Raw genomic sequence first — 17039 nt, 5'->3', positions numbered from 1 at the left:
TAGGTATAGCAGTATTAACGATGCATCCCTACGGCACAGGACACTATCCACAGTTCACTGTGCACTGATAATCTTTTTTGAGAATACGAAACAAGAACAATTTTCCTCTCTTTCACAACAAATATCAAATGTATTATTAAGTAATATACTCCGATAGTAGCGCAAATGTATTATATTACCAAACTATATACTACTATTCGCTTTGCTTTAGGAGTAAAAACATGAAACACTTACCGTTTTTTTTCTGCTTACTTATTATAATTGCTATATCATGTAGTAAGCCAAATGATCCCATTAAACGCGCCTCGCTGGATTTATACCTTTATGATGAAGAAAGGGTAATTAGAGCGGGTGAGCCTTTTAAGGTCGTAATGGATCTGGTCGGTGGCAATTACATTGAGCTAATAACAGTAGTGTTTGGTGACTCAAGAGACCCTAAACGTATAGAGACTCGCACTGAGACCTGGGATGAAGACCTGCTGTTAACCCTTACCTATGATTCCCCCGAAACATATAGACTTTTCATAACAGTTGATTTTATTCGAAACGAGCAAAGAACGGCCGAAATGACACTGAATGTTTTTCCTCCCGTTTACAGTACTGCTTATCACTGTACCAGCTATTCTTCGGGTATATTACCAGTAGATACAAACTCCTATGAAGCCGGGCAGAAGGTAGTTGTTCTTGGTAACAGCGGAGAACTTACAAAAGATGGGTTTGAATTCTTAGGCTGGAGTGTTGATGGTAACTCTTCGTCTGAGATATTTAACGGTGGTGACACACTTGTTATGACCGATGAAAATCTAAATTTTTATGCCCGGTGGAAGCAAAAGGATCACACTGTTTATTTTGAGAGTAATGGCGGTTCGGAGGTAAAAGCACAGAGTGTTAAACATGGGGAGAGTGCAGAGGAGCCTGATCTTCCACAAAGGGAAGGGTACCAATTTAGTGGCTGGTTCAGGGACAAAAGTCTTACTATACCATTTGATTTTCAGGAAATTTCGATACAAAATGATCGCACCATCTATGCAAAATGGTCTCCACGTCCCAATACCGTTACCTTTGATGCCAATGAGGGTGACGGCACTATGGAATCTAAGACTGTAGAGACAGGTAAAACAACAGTCCTTTCACCAAATGAGTTTACCCGTGATGGGTATACGTTTATTAATTGGAATACCGAAGCTGATGGCAGTGGTGATTCTTATGAGGATAACTCTGAGTTTGTTATGGGGACAACAGGAATAATCCTGTATGCACAGTGGAGTGCAAAGAAACACGCTTTGTCTTTCTATTCAAACGGTGGCAAGGGGGCCATCAAGGTGAAAATTATAGCCAGCGAACAAACAGTTTCTCTTCCCTCCAACCAGTTTACCCGCGATGGTTATACCTTTTCCGGTTGGAATACCGAAGCTGATGGCAGTGGTGAATTTTACGAAGATAAGCAAGAGTTTGTTATGGGTACAAAAGGGACATTACTGTACGCACAGTGGAGTGCAAAGGATAACACTATAACCTTCGATCCAAACGAAGGAACCGGCTCAATGGAGCTTCAGGTGATAGCAACCGATCAAACTGCATCTTTATTTTCCAACCTGTTCAGCCGTGAAGGGTATGCTTTTACCGGTTGGAATACCGAAGCTGATGGCAGCGGTGATTCTTTTGAGGATGAAGCTGAGTTTACCATGGGAGCTGCGGATGTAACGCTCTATGCCCAGTGGGAGATTAACTCCGTCACTATAACTTTTGACAGTAACGGCGGTAGTGAAGTTATAGCCATAACTCAGGACTTTGGCACAACAGTGACCCCACCGGATGAACCCAGGCGTGAAGGGTATACTTTTGATGGCTGGAAACCTGAGCTTCCTGAGACCATGCCTGCTGAAAATGTCACTCTTACAGCACAGTGGGATGGTTCGGCTATGGTTCTTGTATTTGACACAGAACTTTCAGCCGGAACAAGGATAGCTCTTCCTCTGTATGGTGTCGTTGATGTTACGGTGGATTGGGGTGATGGCAGTAGTGAAACTGTCAGCAGTGCCGGAAATGTCTCTCATACATATGATGAGGAAGGTTTATACACTGTATCAATTTCAGGTAATTTAGAACGGTTTGGTTATTTTGCACCGACTTCTAATCCCATCCCGGGGTATGAAAAATTGTATAAAGTTACAAACTTTGGTGATCTTGAGATAACTTCCTTTTATGCAGCCTTTAACACTGCACGCAACCTTAAAAGTGTACCGCTGTATATACCAAATAGTGTAACTAACATGTCCTATATGTTTCGAGTTTCCTCTGCGTTTAACTCTGATATTGGAGTCTGGGATGTTTCAAATGTCACCGATATGTCGAATATGTTTGATGGGGCTTCCACCTTTGACCAGGACATCGGTGATTGGGATGTGTCCAATGTGACCGACATGTCCTATATGTTTCGAAGTTCCTCTGTCTTTAACTCTGATATTGGAGCCTGGGATGTTTCAAATGTCAACGATATGTCCTATATGTTTGATAGGGCTTCCACCTTTGACCAGAACATCGGTTCCTGGGATGTGTCCAATGTGACCACAATGGTTTGGATGTTTAATAATGTAACCCTTTCGGTAGAAAACTATGACGCTTTGCTTATAGGTTGGGCTAATCTGGCTAAAGAGAAGGGTGTTCAGGATACTGTTCGTTTTACTGGTGGGGACAGCCAATACTCTTCAGTTGCGGCAGATGCACGGGACTACCTTATTAATGAGTTTGGGTGGGACATTACCGATGCTGGTTTAGCAGACTAAACAGAACTGCTTGAGTATTTACAAAAAATATATAGTAACTGCATTGAGACGTCCGCACGGGCGTCTCTTTTTTTTGAAGGCGTGGGGGAGCTTATGATGATTATTATTAGGAATTTTATGATTCAGTGTCGCCCGAGGCGAAGGTGGCCACCCCCCAGAGAAGTCTGGTGGCAAGTGATAGGTTCCTCACGGGGGCGCCAAGAGGCTTGCTTGCCTCGTGTAAGCGTGAAAGGTTTGTTTTAACGGAGAGATATTTCCTTCTTCATAGTCCGTAGGGACTACATATTTATAGCTAAACAGACAAAGATAGAAATTCCTTGTCCCGTCCACCTTCCGAAGCGTGCGGGGGACAGGTAGGGACAAAATATTTCTCTTAACATCATAGCTACACGCTCAGCAAAATACAGTATTTACTTACACCGGGTCAAAAGAACTCTTTTTCAAAAGAGTGCTATACATTCTAAATTAAATATGAAGGACACCATCCACTGTTTCATTCTCTCACCTTCTCAAACTCCTGTTTTCTTAATTAGTAATTACTAATAACTCTCTTCAAAAAAAAATCAACAAAAACTTGAAATTTATAACGCGGGAAATTTAAATTATTTAATACGATAGCCAATCGTTTCCCGCATAGTAGTTATTTCACTTACGCTTACAGAATTAATTGATTACAGTGCAGTAGTGCTAAACAGTTCCCTTTTCTACAAAAAAAAGGGTTTGCCCGGTAGTTCTTTCTGATTTTCTCACTTACTAATAACTAAACATGTTTCATTCTTTAATGGAAGGAGTTATGTACAATGGGTACAATATCAGATGAGTTAAAAAAGGAGATTAGGGCAGAGATGGAGGCGTTGAGTGAAGATGATTTCCTTCGGTTGCCTTCATCTATACATGATGGATTGGGGGAGTTTAGCCATCTGTTAGCGCAGTGTAGAAGAGACAAAGAGGCCCTTATCAGTTCAGGTTTTATTTGGGATAATATGGAAAAATTTGATGGTTATTTGGAAACACTGCTCATTGCTCATGGTGAGCGGGTGGCAACTATACCGCGATCACCGGAAGAAAGAGCCAAATACTATTCACTTCTGGCTGAAGCTGAAGATGATCGAATGGTCCTTAGAATCGTGGCTCATCACATACTGCAGGAAACCGATGATCCTCAACTGGCCCGTATTTATCGTAAAGTTCAAAGCGGTGCGGGCATGATCGATACCATGACCGATAATATCTCTTTTGGAGCAATGATCTCCCGTCACTGGGATCTGGCTGAACAAATCAGACCAGGGGGCAGAGAGGTAAATGAAGAGTATATTAAAGAGGTCAGGATTAGAGCAATTACACTGATGCAAATGCGGGGGTTGGTGGTTACCAATGGAATGCCTCGTTGCGAAAGTGTAGATTATCAAAATCGTATCATTACCCTTTGTGTTCAGGCTATGGATTATATCAAGCGATTTGCGCGCTCTGCGTTCTATAACAACCTGCCCTATTATTTCAGCAACTATACACGACCCACAAGAAGTGGCGGTAGTGGCTCTGGTAACGATGATCCAATTGAAATTCAGCCTATTTGTATGGCTAAAGACACCGAACCGGATGTGGTACCAGCGCTCTGATTGTAAAAAGTTCAGAAAAGGGGATAGACCCGTAGTAGCGCGGGTCTGTCCTTAACTTTACCAACTGTATGCGGGTAAGATATAACGATGAATACCAGTAGGGAAATTGATAAAGAAATTGAAGAGGAAATGGCTGCCCTGATCAGCAAAGAGTTCAGACGTCCATCCATGAGAATCGATGAATTTCTGGATGAGTACAGCGCGCTGCTTCAACAGGCAAAAAAGGACAAAACCGAACTTGTTGCGGCACAATTTGACTGGTCGCTGATGCCAAAGTATGACAGGTACCTGGCGTTACTGTTTCTTGCGGCTGCTGAAACAGTAAACGCGGAGCTTGCGATGCCGGAGATCAAAAAAGAGTATGATGAGCGGTTAGAAACGCTGCTTTTTAACCTTTCTGTCTTAAGAGAGGTGGCAATGCATATCGTTTCAAACCCTAAAAACGACGATGTGATAAACAGTTATAACAGAATTATCGAAAACCGGGGCAAGGCAAATGCCGCGACTACCGTAGTTGACCTTGTGGCCTTTATAAGAGATTATCCCACTGAAGCGGCACAGATCTGCCCGGCAGGGATTCGTGTTGATGAGTGCTACCTCGATGAAGTAAAACAACGGGCGCTTACGCTCATAAAGATGAAAGGCTCAGTGGTGATAGGAGCAAAGGAGGTAAGCGCTGTCTACTCCCGTAAGAAACGATTACTGACACTGAGCATGAGAGCCACCGCGCATATTAAAAAGTACGCAAGAATAGCGTTTGTTAAAAACAGGAAGTATTACGTGGATAATTATGTTAGTAAGGTAAGAAGGAGGCAATCCATAAGGTACTCCCAAAACAAAACGGTAACCAATGTTCCATAAAACCACACAGCACGCTTAACGTCTGCTTTTTTTAAACGAACACACTTCTTTTAACGATAACAGGTGCAACATAAACCGGCCAAAAATAGTAAGCTCTATTGAGCAGAACCTGAGAGTACCTCTGCCGACACATGTGTTTTATGATATTCCATCACATTTTTGATTTCACAGCAGCTTGCGCCACAATCTTCACACCCTACCAGAAAACGATAAATAACCGAAAAAGAAGTTACAACGTACCACAAACACCACTTTAGTTTCGCTTAAACTGCTTCAAAAATTTGTTGAACACGGTATCGATAGTGTTGAATGAGTGTAAAACTACCACGGAACAGTCCAAATAAAGAATAAAAGGGGACAAAAGGCATAGCGCACGGTCCAAAATCCTTGGAACAAGGGTCAAACATCCTGGAACACGCCCGAAAATGTTTGGAACATGGGTAAAAACATTTGGAACATGCACCAAAAGGCTTGGAACATGGGTAAAACACCTTGGAACACGGCCCAAAATGCTTGGAACATGGGTAAAACATCTTGGAACATACTAAATGTGCTACGTTTTTTGGCATGTTCCAAGCTGCACGGGGCATGTTCCAAGCTGCACGGGGCATGTTCCAAGCTGCACGGGGCATGTTCCAAGCTGCACGGGGCATGTTCCAAGCTGCACGGGGCATGTTCCAAGCTGCACGGGGCATGTTCCAGGCTGCACAGGCATGTTCCAGGCTGCACAGGGCATGTTCCAGGCTGCATGGGGTAAGTTCCAGGCTGCAAAACGGGGTGTGTTGTAAGAAAAACGGTGTGTGTTCCAGGCAAAAGAGCCGCAGCACCCTGCCCTTGAGCGTTTCAAGGAGCTGCGGTGCAAAACCCTTGAAAAAGTTCAGGGGTGGGTGGTTCAGGAGAGAAAGAGGAGCACGGACACACATAGGCTGGAACGGACAAGCGGAACCAATGATGAAAACCGGTCAGCGAGGCACGTCAGTGCCAGTCCGTGCTCGACCTTGTCTTCTGCTTGTCTTGCCGCCAATGCCGCAATGTCTTTGTTAAATCTAGCCACGTACCTCCTCGACCGTCAGGTCGAACGCCTGGCCAAAGACTTTGAAACAGAAGACGGTTTTACAGAACGGCTGTATAATCAGAAGTGCTAAAATAAAGGAGTCCACTAAATGACCGAATACCAACGCGAACAACTCTGCTTTATAAAACAGCGATTGCGGTGCTCCTTTTTTGCTAAACCAGCCAAACTACCTACATACAAACCATTGGCACTGTCGATATAATACCCCGAAGGGGTTATCTGAGTGCCGTCCCTTTTTTCACCTCTAATGCTATCCGGCTCATCGCTACCGGGACAAATATGCCTCCCGGGCGGAAAAAAGTTCATTGTTTATCAGTTAGGGTATGTAGTATGAAATCGGTATAAAACACTGTATATCAATCATTTATAAGAGTGATAAAAACAGGCACGCTTTATGCTAAAGAACAATTCGGTTTTAAAAGCAAAAGAGGTGAAAAATGATACAGGGTATATACACAGCATCACAAAGCATGACCTTGCGTTCCAAAAAACAGGACCAGATAGCCAATAACCTGGCAAACATGAATACTACCGGGTATAAGCAAAGCGGATTATTCTCCGTAGCTGTTCAAAAGTATTTAACTAATGATAATGATCAGGATTTTGCCAACAGGGATATAAAAGCTGACGAGGTATACGTTGATCATAGAGAGGGAGTGTATGAGCAAAGCAAATCCCCTCTTGATTTGAGTATTAAAGGAGATGGGTTCTTCAAGGTAATGACTCCCGATGGGGTTCGCTACACCCGTAACGGAAATTTCTCTTTAAATCCAGACGGGCTCATTGTTACTTCTGATGGCTCTAAACTTATGGGCACAGAGGGGTATATCAGAGTAGAGCGCAACATACCGGTTCAAATTACTGAGAGTGGTGAAGTTATCCAGGAGAGTGAAAGTAAGGGGATCATTAATGTGGTTGATTTCCCCAAGCCATATCAGTTTGTCCGCGGTGGAAACAGCTACTTCAGGCCTCAAATGCCTGGTGCGGTGGAGTTGAAACCATCACATTTTTCTGTTCAGCAGGGGTATCTTGAAAAGTCTAATGTGGATGTGATACGCAATATGGTTGAGATGATTGCAGCGCACAGAAATTTCGAAGCTGATCAGAAGGCACTTCACGCGCAGGACGAGACGCTTGATAGAGCGGTAAATCAGGTCGGAAGAGTTGGTTAAACAATCGTTTTTACGCTAAAAAAACAGGATAGATCACAATGATGAGAAGTATGAAAACAGCAGCAACCGGTATGGAAGCGCAGCAACTTTACATGGACACCATTTCCAACAATCTTTCCAATGTTAACACCACCGGATTTAAGCGCTCAAAAGTAGAGTTTCAGGATTTGATGTATCAGACTATGCGTGAGCCGGGGGTTAGAAATTTTGAAGGTGCAATGGCGCCTTCGGGAATTGAGGTGGGACTGGGTGTTAAGCCTGCCGGAACGCAACGTATCTTTGAACAAGGCTCCTTAAATCGCACAGAAAATCCACTGGATATTGCTGTTAAGGGGGAAGGGATGTTCCAGATCATGCTCCCGGACGGCTCAACTGCCTACACAAGGGATGGCTCTTTTAAGCTCTCAAGCGATGGTACACTTGTTACCTCATCCGGCTTTATGCTGCAGCCCCAAATCGCGATACCTGAAGGAAGTCAGGAGCTTACAGTTGCAGCCGATGGAAGAGTTACGGTAATGATGCCTGGTGATGAAACGTCGATTGATATCGGTCAAATAGAGCTGGTACGTTTTGTTAATCCATCGGGACTTAAGTCTCTTGGAGGAAATCTGTATTCAATGACCGATGCCAGTGGGTTGCCAATGGTATCCTATCCTGGTGAAGAGGGGGCTGGAGTTATCGAACAGGGCTATACAGAAGCTTCAAATGTCCAAATAGTCGAAGAGATGGTAGGAATGATAACTGCACAAAGAGCCTTTGAAATTGTTTCAAAATCCATACAGACTGCAGAAGAGATGCTTCAGATAGCAAATAATTTAAAGAGATAAGTAAGATGTTTAGGAAAGTAAAATCATTGAGCACACTGGGAAGAGTGCCAACAAAAAAAATCGTAACTCTTATTACCACGATATTTATAGGGCACTCCTTTGCTTCGCTTGCGGAAGTTGAGTTGAATTTTTACGATTCTGCAACCGTAGATCAAACCCATATCCTTCTCAGTGATATTGCTGAGGTTAGGTCTGAAGATAGCGCTTTGGTTCGGGAGATAGAAAAAATAAAGGTTGGGGAAGCTGCTCCACCGGGATATAAAAGGTTTTTAAGTTCTGAAGACATAATTACCTTTTACCTTCAGTCTATCTTTGAGGATGCGCGCTTTGTAACTTCGGGGCATAAGAGGGTAGAGATAAGCACCGATTACCGTGAGATGAAGGTAGAGGAGTTTATGGAGCATATTCATTCCTATATTGCCTCAAATATCGCATGGAACAAGGGGGAGTGGAGTGTTACAATCAACAACCCTTTAAGTTCCTGGAAAGCGTACAATGAAGAGTATGAAATTGAATTTACCGGCCTTAACTCTCCACACGCAAAAGGCAATACCAATATAATCATGATGATTACACAGGGATCACGTACTTATAGAATTCCGGTATCATGTTTTATACGGGTTATTTCTCCTGTTTTGATTGCTAAAGAGCCTATAACCAGAGGTGAACGAATTAGTACTGAATGTTTCACTGTTGATACTCTGGATATTACAACGTTTGCACATACGCCACTGCGCAGATTTTCGCAGCTTGAGGGTAAACAGGCCGTGCGGACAATAAACGAGGGAACAATTATACATGACAGAATTGTTCGTGCTGCTCCGCTTATAATGCGTGGTGATCAGGTTCAGATAACATTTACCAATAGCAGAGTTAGAGTATCTGTATTGGGAATAGCTCGTGAAGAGGGAAGGGCAGGAGAGAGAATATGGGTACAAAACCAAAATACTAAGAGAGTATTGCGGGCAGAGGTAACAGGGAGAGGGGTTGTGACAGTGTTTCAGAACGGAGAAAACATATGACTAAACTATTAGCCGCGTTGTTTACTATTATACTATCAGTTGGTCCAGCTTTTTCTTCCATGCCGATCCATAGTCTTTTTTCAGATCACCGGGCGATGGGTGTTGATGACATTTTAACCGTTATGATCGTTGAATCGGCAAAAGCCGGTAGTGAAAGCAGAACTAACACGAATAAGGAAAACAGTTTTGGTGTGGAAGGGCGTGGTGGCACTGGTGCTTTAGATTTTCTGCCATCACTGGGAGCAAGCGGAGGGAAAAAGTCTAACTACGATGGCAGAGGTGGAACAAGCCGCCAGGGGAATCTGGTAGCTACGGTTTCTGCCAGAATTATCAATGTTATGGACAATGGGAATTTAGTAATTGAGGGAAGTAAAGTGGTCGAAATCAATCAGGAAACAGAGATAATAAAGATTACCGGGATTGTCAGACCACAGGATATTCAGAAAAATAATATCGTTTACTCTTCAAGTATTGCCGATGCCCAGATTACCTATTCAGGAACAGGGACAGCTAATACTGCTCAGCGTCCCGGGTTGTTTACACGGTTTATCAATTGGCTGTTTTGATTTTTTCGGGAGGAAAAAAATTTATGAAGCTTAAGGCCGCCTTAGTCATTCTGTTTTGTGTTGTTATGTCCTATGCCCAACAGGAGGTGAGAATCAAGGATGTTGCTTCGGTTACCGGATTACAGGATGTGCAGCTTTTTGGCTATGGATTGGTAGTGGGACTGGGTGGCACCGGGGATAGAAATCAAACCGTTTTTACTGAGCAAACAATCACTAATATGCTCAAAAATATGGGTATAGAGCTTCCGGAGCGTCACATACGGGTGAGAAATGTGGCAGCGGTTATGGTTACCGGTCATCTGACCCCCTTTAGAAGGCAGGGTACAAGGATTGATGTAACGGTTTCTTCAATAGGAGATGCGAGCAGTTTAGAGGGTGGAACACTGATTATGACTCCATTGCAGGGACCGGATGGTCAAATATATGCCTCCGCGCAGGGGGCTTTGGCCACAGGGGGTTACGATGTTAGAAACAGAGGCATTAGTCATATAAAAAGAAACCATGTGCTTGTGGGAAGAATCCCTGATGGTGCGATAATACAAAATGAGGTCGCTTTCAATACTATAAACGAAAAAGAACTTTCGCTTTCGCTTCACTCACCCGATTTTACCTCTGCTGTTTCGATGGCCAGATCTATAAATGAACAATATGGAATCGATGGGATTGCAAGTCCGGTTGATGCTGCTACAGTGAGTTTGGATTTTGCTCACATTGAAGAACTGGTTGGTGATCAACTAAATATAATCGAATTTCTTTCTACCGTAGAAAATATGACGTTTGAAGCGTCCTCGACTGCCAGAGTGGTTATTAACGAACGGACAGGTACTATAGTAGCCGGCGGAAATGTGCGTATAGCAGAAATCGCAGTTACCCACGGTGGTGTTAAGGTAGAGGTGGTTAATATTCCCGAAGTAGTGCAGCCTTATCCACTAACACTTGGAAGAACAGAGGTGGTTCCGGATCCCGCGATAATGGTTGATGAAGCTGATGCAGAAATGGTTGTTCTGGACGGTACCACTACGGTTTCAGATCTGGCGCAAGCTTTAAATTCCCTTGGTGTTACTCCACGGGATGTTATTGCAATACTTCAGGCCATAAAAGAGGCTGGTGCGCTACACGGACAACTGGTGATATTATAGGGGACATGACCATACCGTAACATTCAGGGACACTTTTGGATAAAACAGGCGCTGGTAAAAGCCGCGACAGGGTGTCCATTATGGGTAGCACCTTTCACTTCAACTCTTAAGTAGCAATTCAGTGGGAGGTCTGAAGTAGAAAAATGTTCCCTTGCCATGTAGCAATCATGCTTATAGTCCCTGAAAAAAACGGTAGTTTCATTGGGACTACCGGTTTGACCGCTTAGAACTTTTACCTGTTTAATCATGCCAAATTCTTTAGTACTTGATGCTACAATGTGAAGCTTCGGTGGCACCTTTTTTAGCGGGCTGGTTGAAATGACACTGTCTTTTTCTGACGCAGTGGAACTTAGGCAGACAAAGGGACCGTTGGTTACAAATGTTTTACCCTTTTTTATGGCTGATAGTAGCTGTTTTAAGTTTGAGCATTTGTCGTAAATGCCGGTGCGCACAAAACCTAAATAACGTTCGAAGTCTTCATGCACCGATATAAATGGTTTTTCTATAGCCCGATAGCGGTTAAAGTCACCATGAGCATCATTGCCGGCCAAAATGGGTATTCTCATACCTTCCTGTAATAACTTAACCCAGAGTGATTTACCACGATTCCACGATTTTTTGAAGCTGCCGTTTGCAGCCTGGATACCCTGGGTTTTCGCAAGATCATTGCTGCTCCAATCGCCGCGTTTTAAAAGCAATCGTTGTAATAGACCACTACGCGCTCCGGGGTGCGCGGCAAAAGCGATTCCTCCCTGTGATTGAACCTGACCTACGGCTTCATCGACTGTTAACTGCTTTTTGAAAATGGTGTTTGCTCGTGCACCATCCAGAGTTCCCGGGATGTATTCTTTTACATTTAGAGCACAAAGATGAACTACTTTGTTTTGCGAGTTGAGGCAAGAGATCTCTTCACCCGGTACTATAATGGTAGAAAAGGTGTGTGACTGTATTTCTTCCTGGTATAGTTTCCAGAGGCTAAGTGATGGATCCTGCTTTAAATAGTTGTCCTTATTGCAGGCAAGATCATAGGAGTGGTCTGTGATAGCCAAAAAGTCCAGTCCGCTTGCAGCAGCAACTTTATCGAGGATACCAATTGGAGGACCGAACTCAACGTGACTCCTGGAGTAGAGGCTGTGACTGTGAAGGTCTCCGTAGCTGCAAAACTTCTGTCCGGGGTAGCTTGAGCTCGCTATATAACAACGAAAGGGTTTCTTTGAAGATGTTGGCAGATTATCATTGTAAATAATCTTATTGACACAAGAACCTTTCTTACCATTTCCCTCTTTAAATTCAAGAGAAGCGGTGAGGTGAATTTCCGTATCAGGAGGGAAATCAACTTCTAATAATATGTACCAGATTTTGCTATAATTGTTAAGTGAATGTTTATAGGTGTACTGCTTAAGTTGAGAATCCGAAAAAGAATAAACTGTAGGGGGGGTGTTGTGCCACCACACACGTACCGAAACTTGTGAAATTTTTATTGGGTATTGATCACAATCGTTTAGAATAAGAACCAAAGGCAACGATCTACCGTGCATTATGCGTCGTGGCATATCAAAAATAATTTCTGGTTCTTTTTTAAACAGCAGGCTTGGGAACCCTTTAAAAAAGCGAAAATGGATTTCTGAATACAGCAGAAGAGGTACTATATCTGTTATATCGTTAAAAATCATAAGTATTGCACATAATAGAGTTATCGGTTTTTCATTAATTCAGTATTAAGATAAATCATTTAGAAAAGGTTAGTTACAAAAAAAGTTGGAGAAAAGATTAAAGTAGTCGTATCTGTTTTGGGTTCTTACGTTGCAACAGGGTACAGGAAAACTTAATGAGTAGTAAAAAGATGGTTAATGGAAAAAGACTAAACCACTTAAAAAGGGACTTCAGTGATTAAAGGCAGAAGGTTATTATTCTGGAGTACTTTAATCACTGGCCTGTTTTTAGGGCTGTTACTATTTGTAAGTGTTGTTGGTTACTTTTTGCTGCTTTTACCACCTGTTCAACAGCATGTACTTCGTGTTTCTGAGGATCAGCTCAATGGTTATTTCAAAGGTGAAATTTCCATAGAAAGAATCGAAACCGATCTTTTAAGTAGGGTGGAGCTTCATGGAGTCAGGGCACATGGTAAGGATTTTAGTGACTCAATAACCGTGGGAAAAATATCGGTACGGTATTCCCTTGCAGCTCTTCTACGGAAAACTGTAAGGGTAAGGTCTTTTGAGGTTAGGGACATTAGTGCTAACGTTTTAATGAACAATGAGGGGATAGTGTTGCCGTTTTTGCCGCTCCAAACTGAAACAAAGCACCCCTCAGAGCCCGATACCTCGAAGAGTGACTGGAAATTTATTCTTGGCACAGGCAGGATAGTTAATCTCAATGCTGTGTATCGGGACAGTTCTTTAGAGATGTTAGCTGAGATTCGTGATGCGGAGGCTATGGTGGAATTTCATCAGGTCGACTCTTTTTCGGTGAATCTAAACGTTCCATCAGCTCGGTTTTTAAGCCCCTGGTGGAGCGGCACAATCGATCGGATCGACTGCGCCGCATTACTTACCTTTAACTATATCGACGTAGAGTCATTACAGATCTCAGGTTCAGGTTCAAACGTCAGAGGTAACGGTAAAATTACCTATTCCACAGAGGAGGACTGGGATCTGTATGCGGAATTTGCAAGTACTCTTAAACCACTACCTGTTCTTTTCAGCACACTTCCGGAACTTGCTGATACCGGCTATGTTCAGGGTGAAGCATCCTGGGTGGGGTCTTTTGATAATCCGGTATTAAATGCAAGGCTTGAGGCTCATGAGTTAACCTATGAGTCTTACACTCTCGATTCACTCTTGGTAAGAGCAGTCTATGGTTTGGATGAGAAGCTTAAAGGTACTGTGCGTTCAAAATCCAAAATTGGCTTAATCACTATTAACGGTGGTTTAGAGTTAAAATCATTGATGAGTAAGCCTGATTTTGGAAAATACTGGTTAACTGGTCTCGCGGACCGGGTAAATGTAAATAAGCTGTTAAATAAGTGGAACATTACCAATGAGTTTTTGGATGAAACTGCTCAGCTTAATTTTGATATCCAGGGGAGTGGAATAGAATCGTTTCCAGAAATAATTGAGCTTGAGGCTACTGTAGACAGTGGGTTTTTGGATAAACACCCTTTAAAAGTATCTGCTAATCTAAACGGTAAACGATGGCAGTTAAAAACTAACTGGGGAGAAAATGTTTTACGGGGGATAGGGTCTTTGCTGGATTCCGATAGTCTGGTTGTAAAGGGTTTGTTCACTGCCGACTTAAATCAACCATCACTTTTATCCAAATATCTGATTAATGAAGCTGTTTATGGTAATGTTTTTTCTAGAATTTCGCTAAACGGAACGTTGTTGAATCCTGAGATAGATGCTTTTATTAAAGGTGATGATATAAGTTGGCGTAGCTCTAATCTTGAAAGTGTTAGCGCATCTTTAAGTGCAAACGGTTTTGATATAAACAGTGTCTATATTGGTAATGCTTCAATAAGTGGTGATATTTCTATTGATTCACTGCTACCTTTTTTACGGATCGAACACGATATAGGTGGAACTGTTCAGGTAAAAGGATCTGTTCAGGGTGAACTGTATGATCCGGATATGAACATGTTTATCAACGCTAAAGATTTCTTTTTCGGAGACTATGCAATCCAAAGTTTAGAAGCCCAGGTTACAGCTAAAGGAACCGATACCCTCTTTTTACATAACCTGCTGATGCAGGATAATGGTGTTACTGTATCGGGCAAGGGTAAAGTTTTTTTACACCCCTACCTAATGAGCTCAATCGATGCTGTGGTTACAGGGAGTAAATCTGGTGAGTATGGGAATAAAGGTGAAATCTCCTTAAATTTAAGTGTACCAAACGATTCATTGTATATAAATTATTCCGTTTCTGAAATTGATATGGAGCTTTTACGTCCCTGGTTGCCGGTTGATTTGGATCTATCTGCAATAATTCACTCAGAAGGTAAGATAGAAGGTGTTATGGAGAACCCTTCAATGGTTTTAGGTGTTAAAGCTTCTGAATTGGTGTATGATGGTAACAGGTTGGTTGACGCAGAATTACGTGCTGAACTGCATGATTCCTTACTTACTGTTGATTCATGGATTAGTTTTTTCCCCGCTATGGAAATGAATGTATCAGGTGAGATCCCTTTGAAGCCGGGCAGTGGTTGGAAAGTAGATGAATCAGAAGAACGAAATGCGTGGATTGTTGCAAAAGGTGATTCTTTAGATATGTCCGCTTTTGAATTACTGTTTGGTGATGATTTTCAGGTATATGGTCCTACAAATTTTTCTTTGGATGCACAATTTATCGATAAAAGCTGGAACCTGGCGGGAGATATTTTTGTCTCCGGTGGAGAGTTGAAGTATTTGCCTGAAAATATTCACGCATCGGAAATAAACGTAGCGGCAAAACTGGGTGGCACTATCCATAAACCTTTGCTTTCTTTTGATCTGAACGCTGGTTCGCTTGTTACACCCTGGGGACAGGCAGAAGGGATACTACTAAGAGGTATAACAGATCATGAAACAGTACATGTCGATTCTGCAAGTATTTCAATTGTTGAGGATGGCCATATTGATATCAGGGTCAAGATACCTTTTAGCACATTTGATTCTCCTCTGACTTCTGACGGTATCAGTGGAGACTTTAGAGTTGATCAGTTTCCCATTAGCTTCCTTTCATCATTGCTTCCTGATTACGATTTAAAGCAGGGTGTTGTGAATGCGAATGGAACTTTTGTTACAGAAGGTCGAAGACCACTTCTCAACGGTGATGTGATAGTAGAGAACGGAGAGTTTTCAATTCCTGACATTCACCCTTCCATAGGGTCGGTTAATGCCAGGATTGCTCTGAATGGTGATTTGGTACAGCTCGAAAGGTTAAGGGCTCGATGGGGAGATGGCAGGGTGCGGGGTAGGGGAGACATCTCCTGGAACCTTGGTGGAGTAAGTAGTGTTGATCTCAATCTAAGAGGGACTAATCTCAATTTGGATCTTCCTGATGTAGTTCAGCTGGGGATAGAATCTGCGAATATGAATATCAATAGCCGCAATGGAAATTATGTTGTAGGTGGTCGTTTAAGTTTGGGTCAGACTCGTTACATGCGTGATGTCCGTATCAGTGATGTGGTGGAGCAAATCCAGATTGGGCAGAGTTTACAGCGTGACCCTGATCCATTTTTAGAAAAGGTGATTTTAAGGGTAGATATTGATCTTGCTAATAATCTTCAGATCGATATGAACCTTGGAAATATAGATATTGATGGGCGTGTTTCTGTTGGAGGAACTGTTGCGGAACCTGCTGTTTCAGGAGAACTGACAGTCACAAATGGTTATGTATTGTATCTGGACCGAAGATTTGATATCACCGAAGGTACTATTTACAACCCAGATCCATTTGAATTGAATCCTAACCTTAATCTTAGGGCTGAAGCTGATGTAATCGCGGTATCACCTAACAGTCCCGGTGGGGATCCGTATTTAATTACAATGACTCTTACAGGAACACTTGAGAGTCCGGTGTTTCGTTTTAGTTCGGAGCCTGAACTTAATGAGCTTGATATCATAAGTGTTCTTACTCTGGGACAAACATTTGGTTCTGTTGGTTCGGACTTAGGCGAGCGTCTTAGAAGCTTTGCGACTCAGCAGGTTGCGGGTTTTGGTGCAAGAAAGCTCGAACAGCTTTTGGGTTTGGATAGAATCGATATAACGGGGGACATATTTGGAGGCAATGGAGATCAGAGTGCGCGCGTTAGTATTACAAAACGTCTTTCGTCTCGCCTTATTGTCACTTATGAGACGATGGTAGAAAACTTAAGAGATAACAAAACGACTGCTCACTACAGATTAACACCAAATCTGTATCTGGAAGGGCAGGCCACCAGTGAAGGTAACAGCGGACTTGATCTTATATTCAGGTTCAGCAGGTGAATTTCT

At 42.7% G+C, this 17039-nt stretch carries 13 protein-coding genes; 10 read left to right on the top strand and 3 right to left on the bottom strand.

Translation table 11 applies throughout. The annotated features are described in order from the left end of the window. Window positions 1-221: 221 nt before the first annotated feature. The 4 genes from QA601_10015 (at window position 222) to QA601_10000 (ending at window position 5814) form a co-directional block, all read left to right on the top strand. Complete coding sequence (locus QA601_10015; protein ID MDG5815416.1) at window positions 222-2786, top strand: InlB B-repeat-containing protein; 2565 nt, start codon at window positions 222-224, stop codon at window positions 2784-2786. Between the two features lie 800 nt (window positions 2787-3586). Continuing rightward, window positions 3587-4405 (top strand): hypothetical protein, encoded by an 819-nt coding sequence (locus QA601_10010; protein ID MDG5815415.1) that lies wholly within the window; start codon window positions 3587-3589, stop codon window positions 4403-4405. Window positions 4406-4492: 87 nt separating this feature from the next. Then, entirely contained in the window at window positions 4493-5266 is a 774-nt protein-coding gene (locus QA601_10005) for a hypothetical protein (GenBank protein ID MDG5815414.1), read from the top strand. A 425-nt stretch (window positions 5267-5691) separates the two neighbouring features. Next, the gene (locus tag QA601_10000) at window positions 5692-5814 is read left to right on the top strand and encodes a hypothetical protein (protein MDG5815413.1); all 123 of its coding nucleotides are present in this window, start codon (window positions 5692-5694) and stop codon (window positions 5812-5814) included. A 5-nt stretch (window positions 5815-5819) separates the two neighbouring features. Here QA601_10000 and QA601_09995 read toward each other — a convergent pair whose 3' ends face one another. Further along, on the bottom strand, window positions 5820-6113 hold the full coding sequence (locus QA601_09995) for a hypothetical protein (protein MDG5815412.1): 294 nt from the start codon (window positions 6111-6113) through the stop codon (window positions 5820-5822). A 312-nt stretch (window positions 6114-6425) separates the two neighbouring features. Further along, window positions 6426-6647: a hypothetical protein gene (locus tag QA601_09990; GenBank protein ID MDG5815411.1), complete on the bottom strand. Its 222-nt coding sequence runs from the start codon at window positions 6645-6647 to the stop codon at window positions 6426-6428. 131 nt (window positions 6648-6778) lie between these two features. Between QA601_09990 and flgF the strand changes: the two genes are divergently transcribed. Genes flgF through QA601_09965 form a run of 5 tightly spaced genes read left to right on the top strand, consistent with a single transcriptional unit; the run spans window position 6779 to window position 11067 of the window. After that, window positions 6779-7513, top strand: a complete 735-nt coding sequence (flgF, locus tag QA601_09985; protein MDG5815410.1) for a flagellar basal-body rod protein FlgF — start codon at window positions 6779-6781, stop codon at window positions 7511-7513. A 38-nt stretch (window positions 7514-7551) separates the two neighbouring features. After that, a complete protein-coding gene (gene flgG, locus QA601_09980) occupies window positions 7552-8340 on the top strand; it encodes a flagellar basal-body rod protein FlgG (GenBank protein MDG5815409.1) in 789 nt (262 codons plus the stop codon). Between the two features lie 5 nt (window positions 8341-8345). After that, the gene (gene flgA / locus QA601_09975) at window positions 8346-9362 is read left to right on the top strand and encodes a flagellar basal body P-ring formation chaperone FlgA (GenBank protein ID MDG5815408.1); all 1017 of its coding nucleotides are present in this window, start codon (window positions 8346-8348) and stop codon (window positions 9360-9362) included. Continuing rightward, complete coding sequence (locus tag QA601_09970) at window positions 9359-9928, top strand: flagellar basal body L-ring protein FlgH (GenBank protein ID MDG5815407.1); 570 nt, start codon at window positions 9359-9361, stop codon at window positions 9926-9928. The genes flgA and QA601_09970 overlap by 4 nt, the downstream gene beginning before the upstream one ends. Window positions 9929-9951: 23 nt before the next feature. After that, window positions 9952-11067, top strand: a complete 1116-nt coding sequence (locus QA601_09965; GenBank protein ID MDG5815406.1) for a flagellar basal body P-ring protein FlgI — start codon at window positions 9952-9954, stop codon at window positions 11065-11067. Between the two features lie 23 nt (window positions 11068-11090). Here QA601_09965 and QA601_09960 read toward each other — a convergent pair whose 3' ends face one another. Next, window positions 11091-12740: a CehA/McbA family metallohydrolase gene (locus tag QA601_09960; GenBank protein MDG5815405.1), complete on the bottom strand. Its 1650-nt coding sequence runs from the start codon at window positions 12738-12740 to the stop codon at window positions 11091-11093. Between the two features lie 213 nt (window positions 12741-12953). Here QA601_09960 and QA601_09955 point away from each other — a divergent pair, with 213 nt between their 5' ends. After that, window positions 12954-17033 carry a translocation/assembly module TamB gene (locus QA601_09955; GenBank protein MDG5815404.1) on the top strand — a complete coding sequence of 1360 codons (4080 nt, stop codon included), beginning with the start codon at window positions 12954-12956 and terminating at the stop codon, window positions 17031-17033. Window positions 17034-17039: the final 6 nt, after the last annotated feature.

The organism is Chitinispirillales bacterium ANBcel5 (assembly GCA_029688955.1).
Classification (GTDB): domain Bacteria; phylum Fibrobacterota; class Chitinivibrionia; order Chitinivibrionales; family Chitinispirillaceae; genus Cellulosispirillum; species Cellulosispirillum alkaliphilum.
The sequence above is the reverse complement of the archived record's forward strand: the minus strand, read 5'-3'. Positions and strand labels throughout refer to the sequence as shown.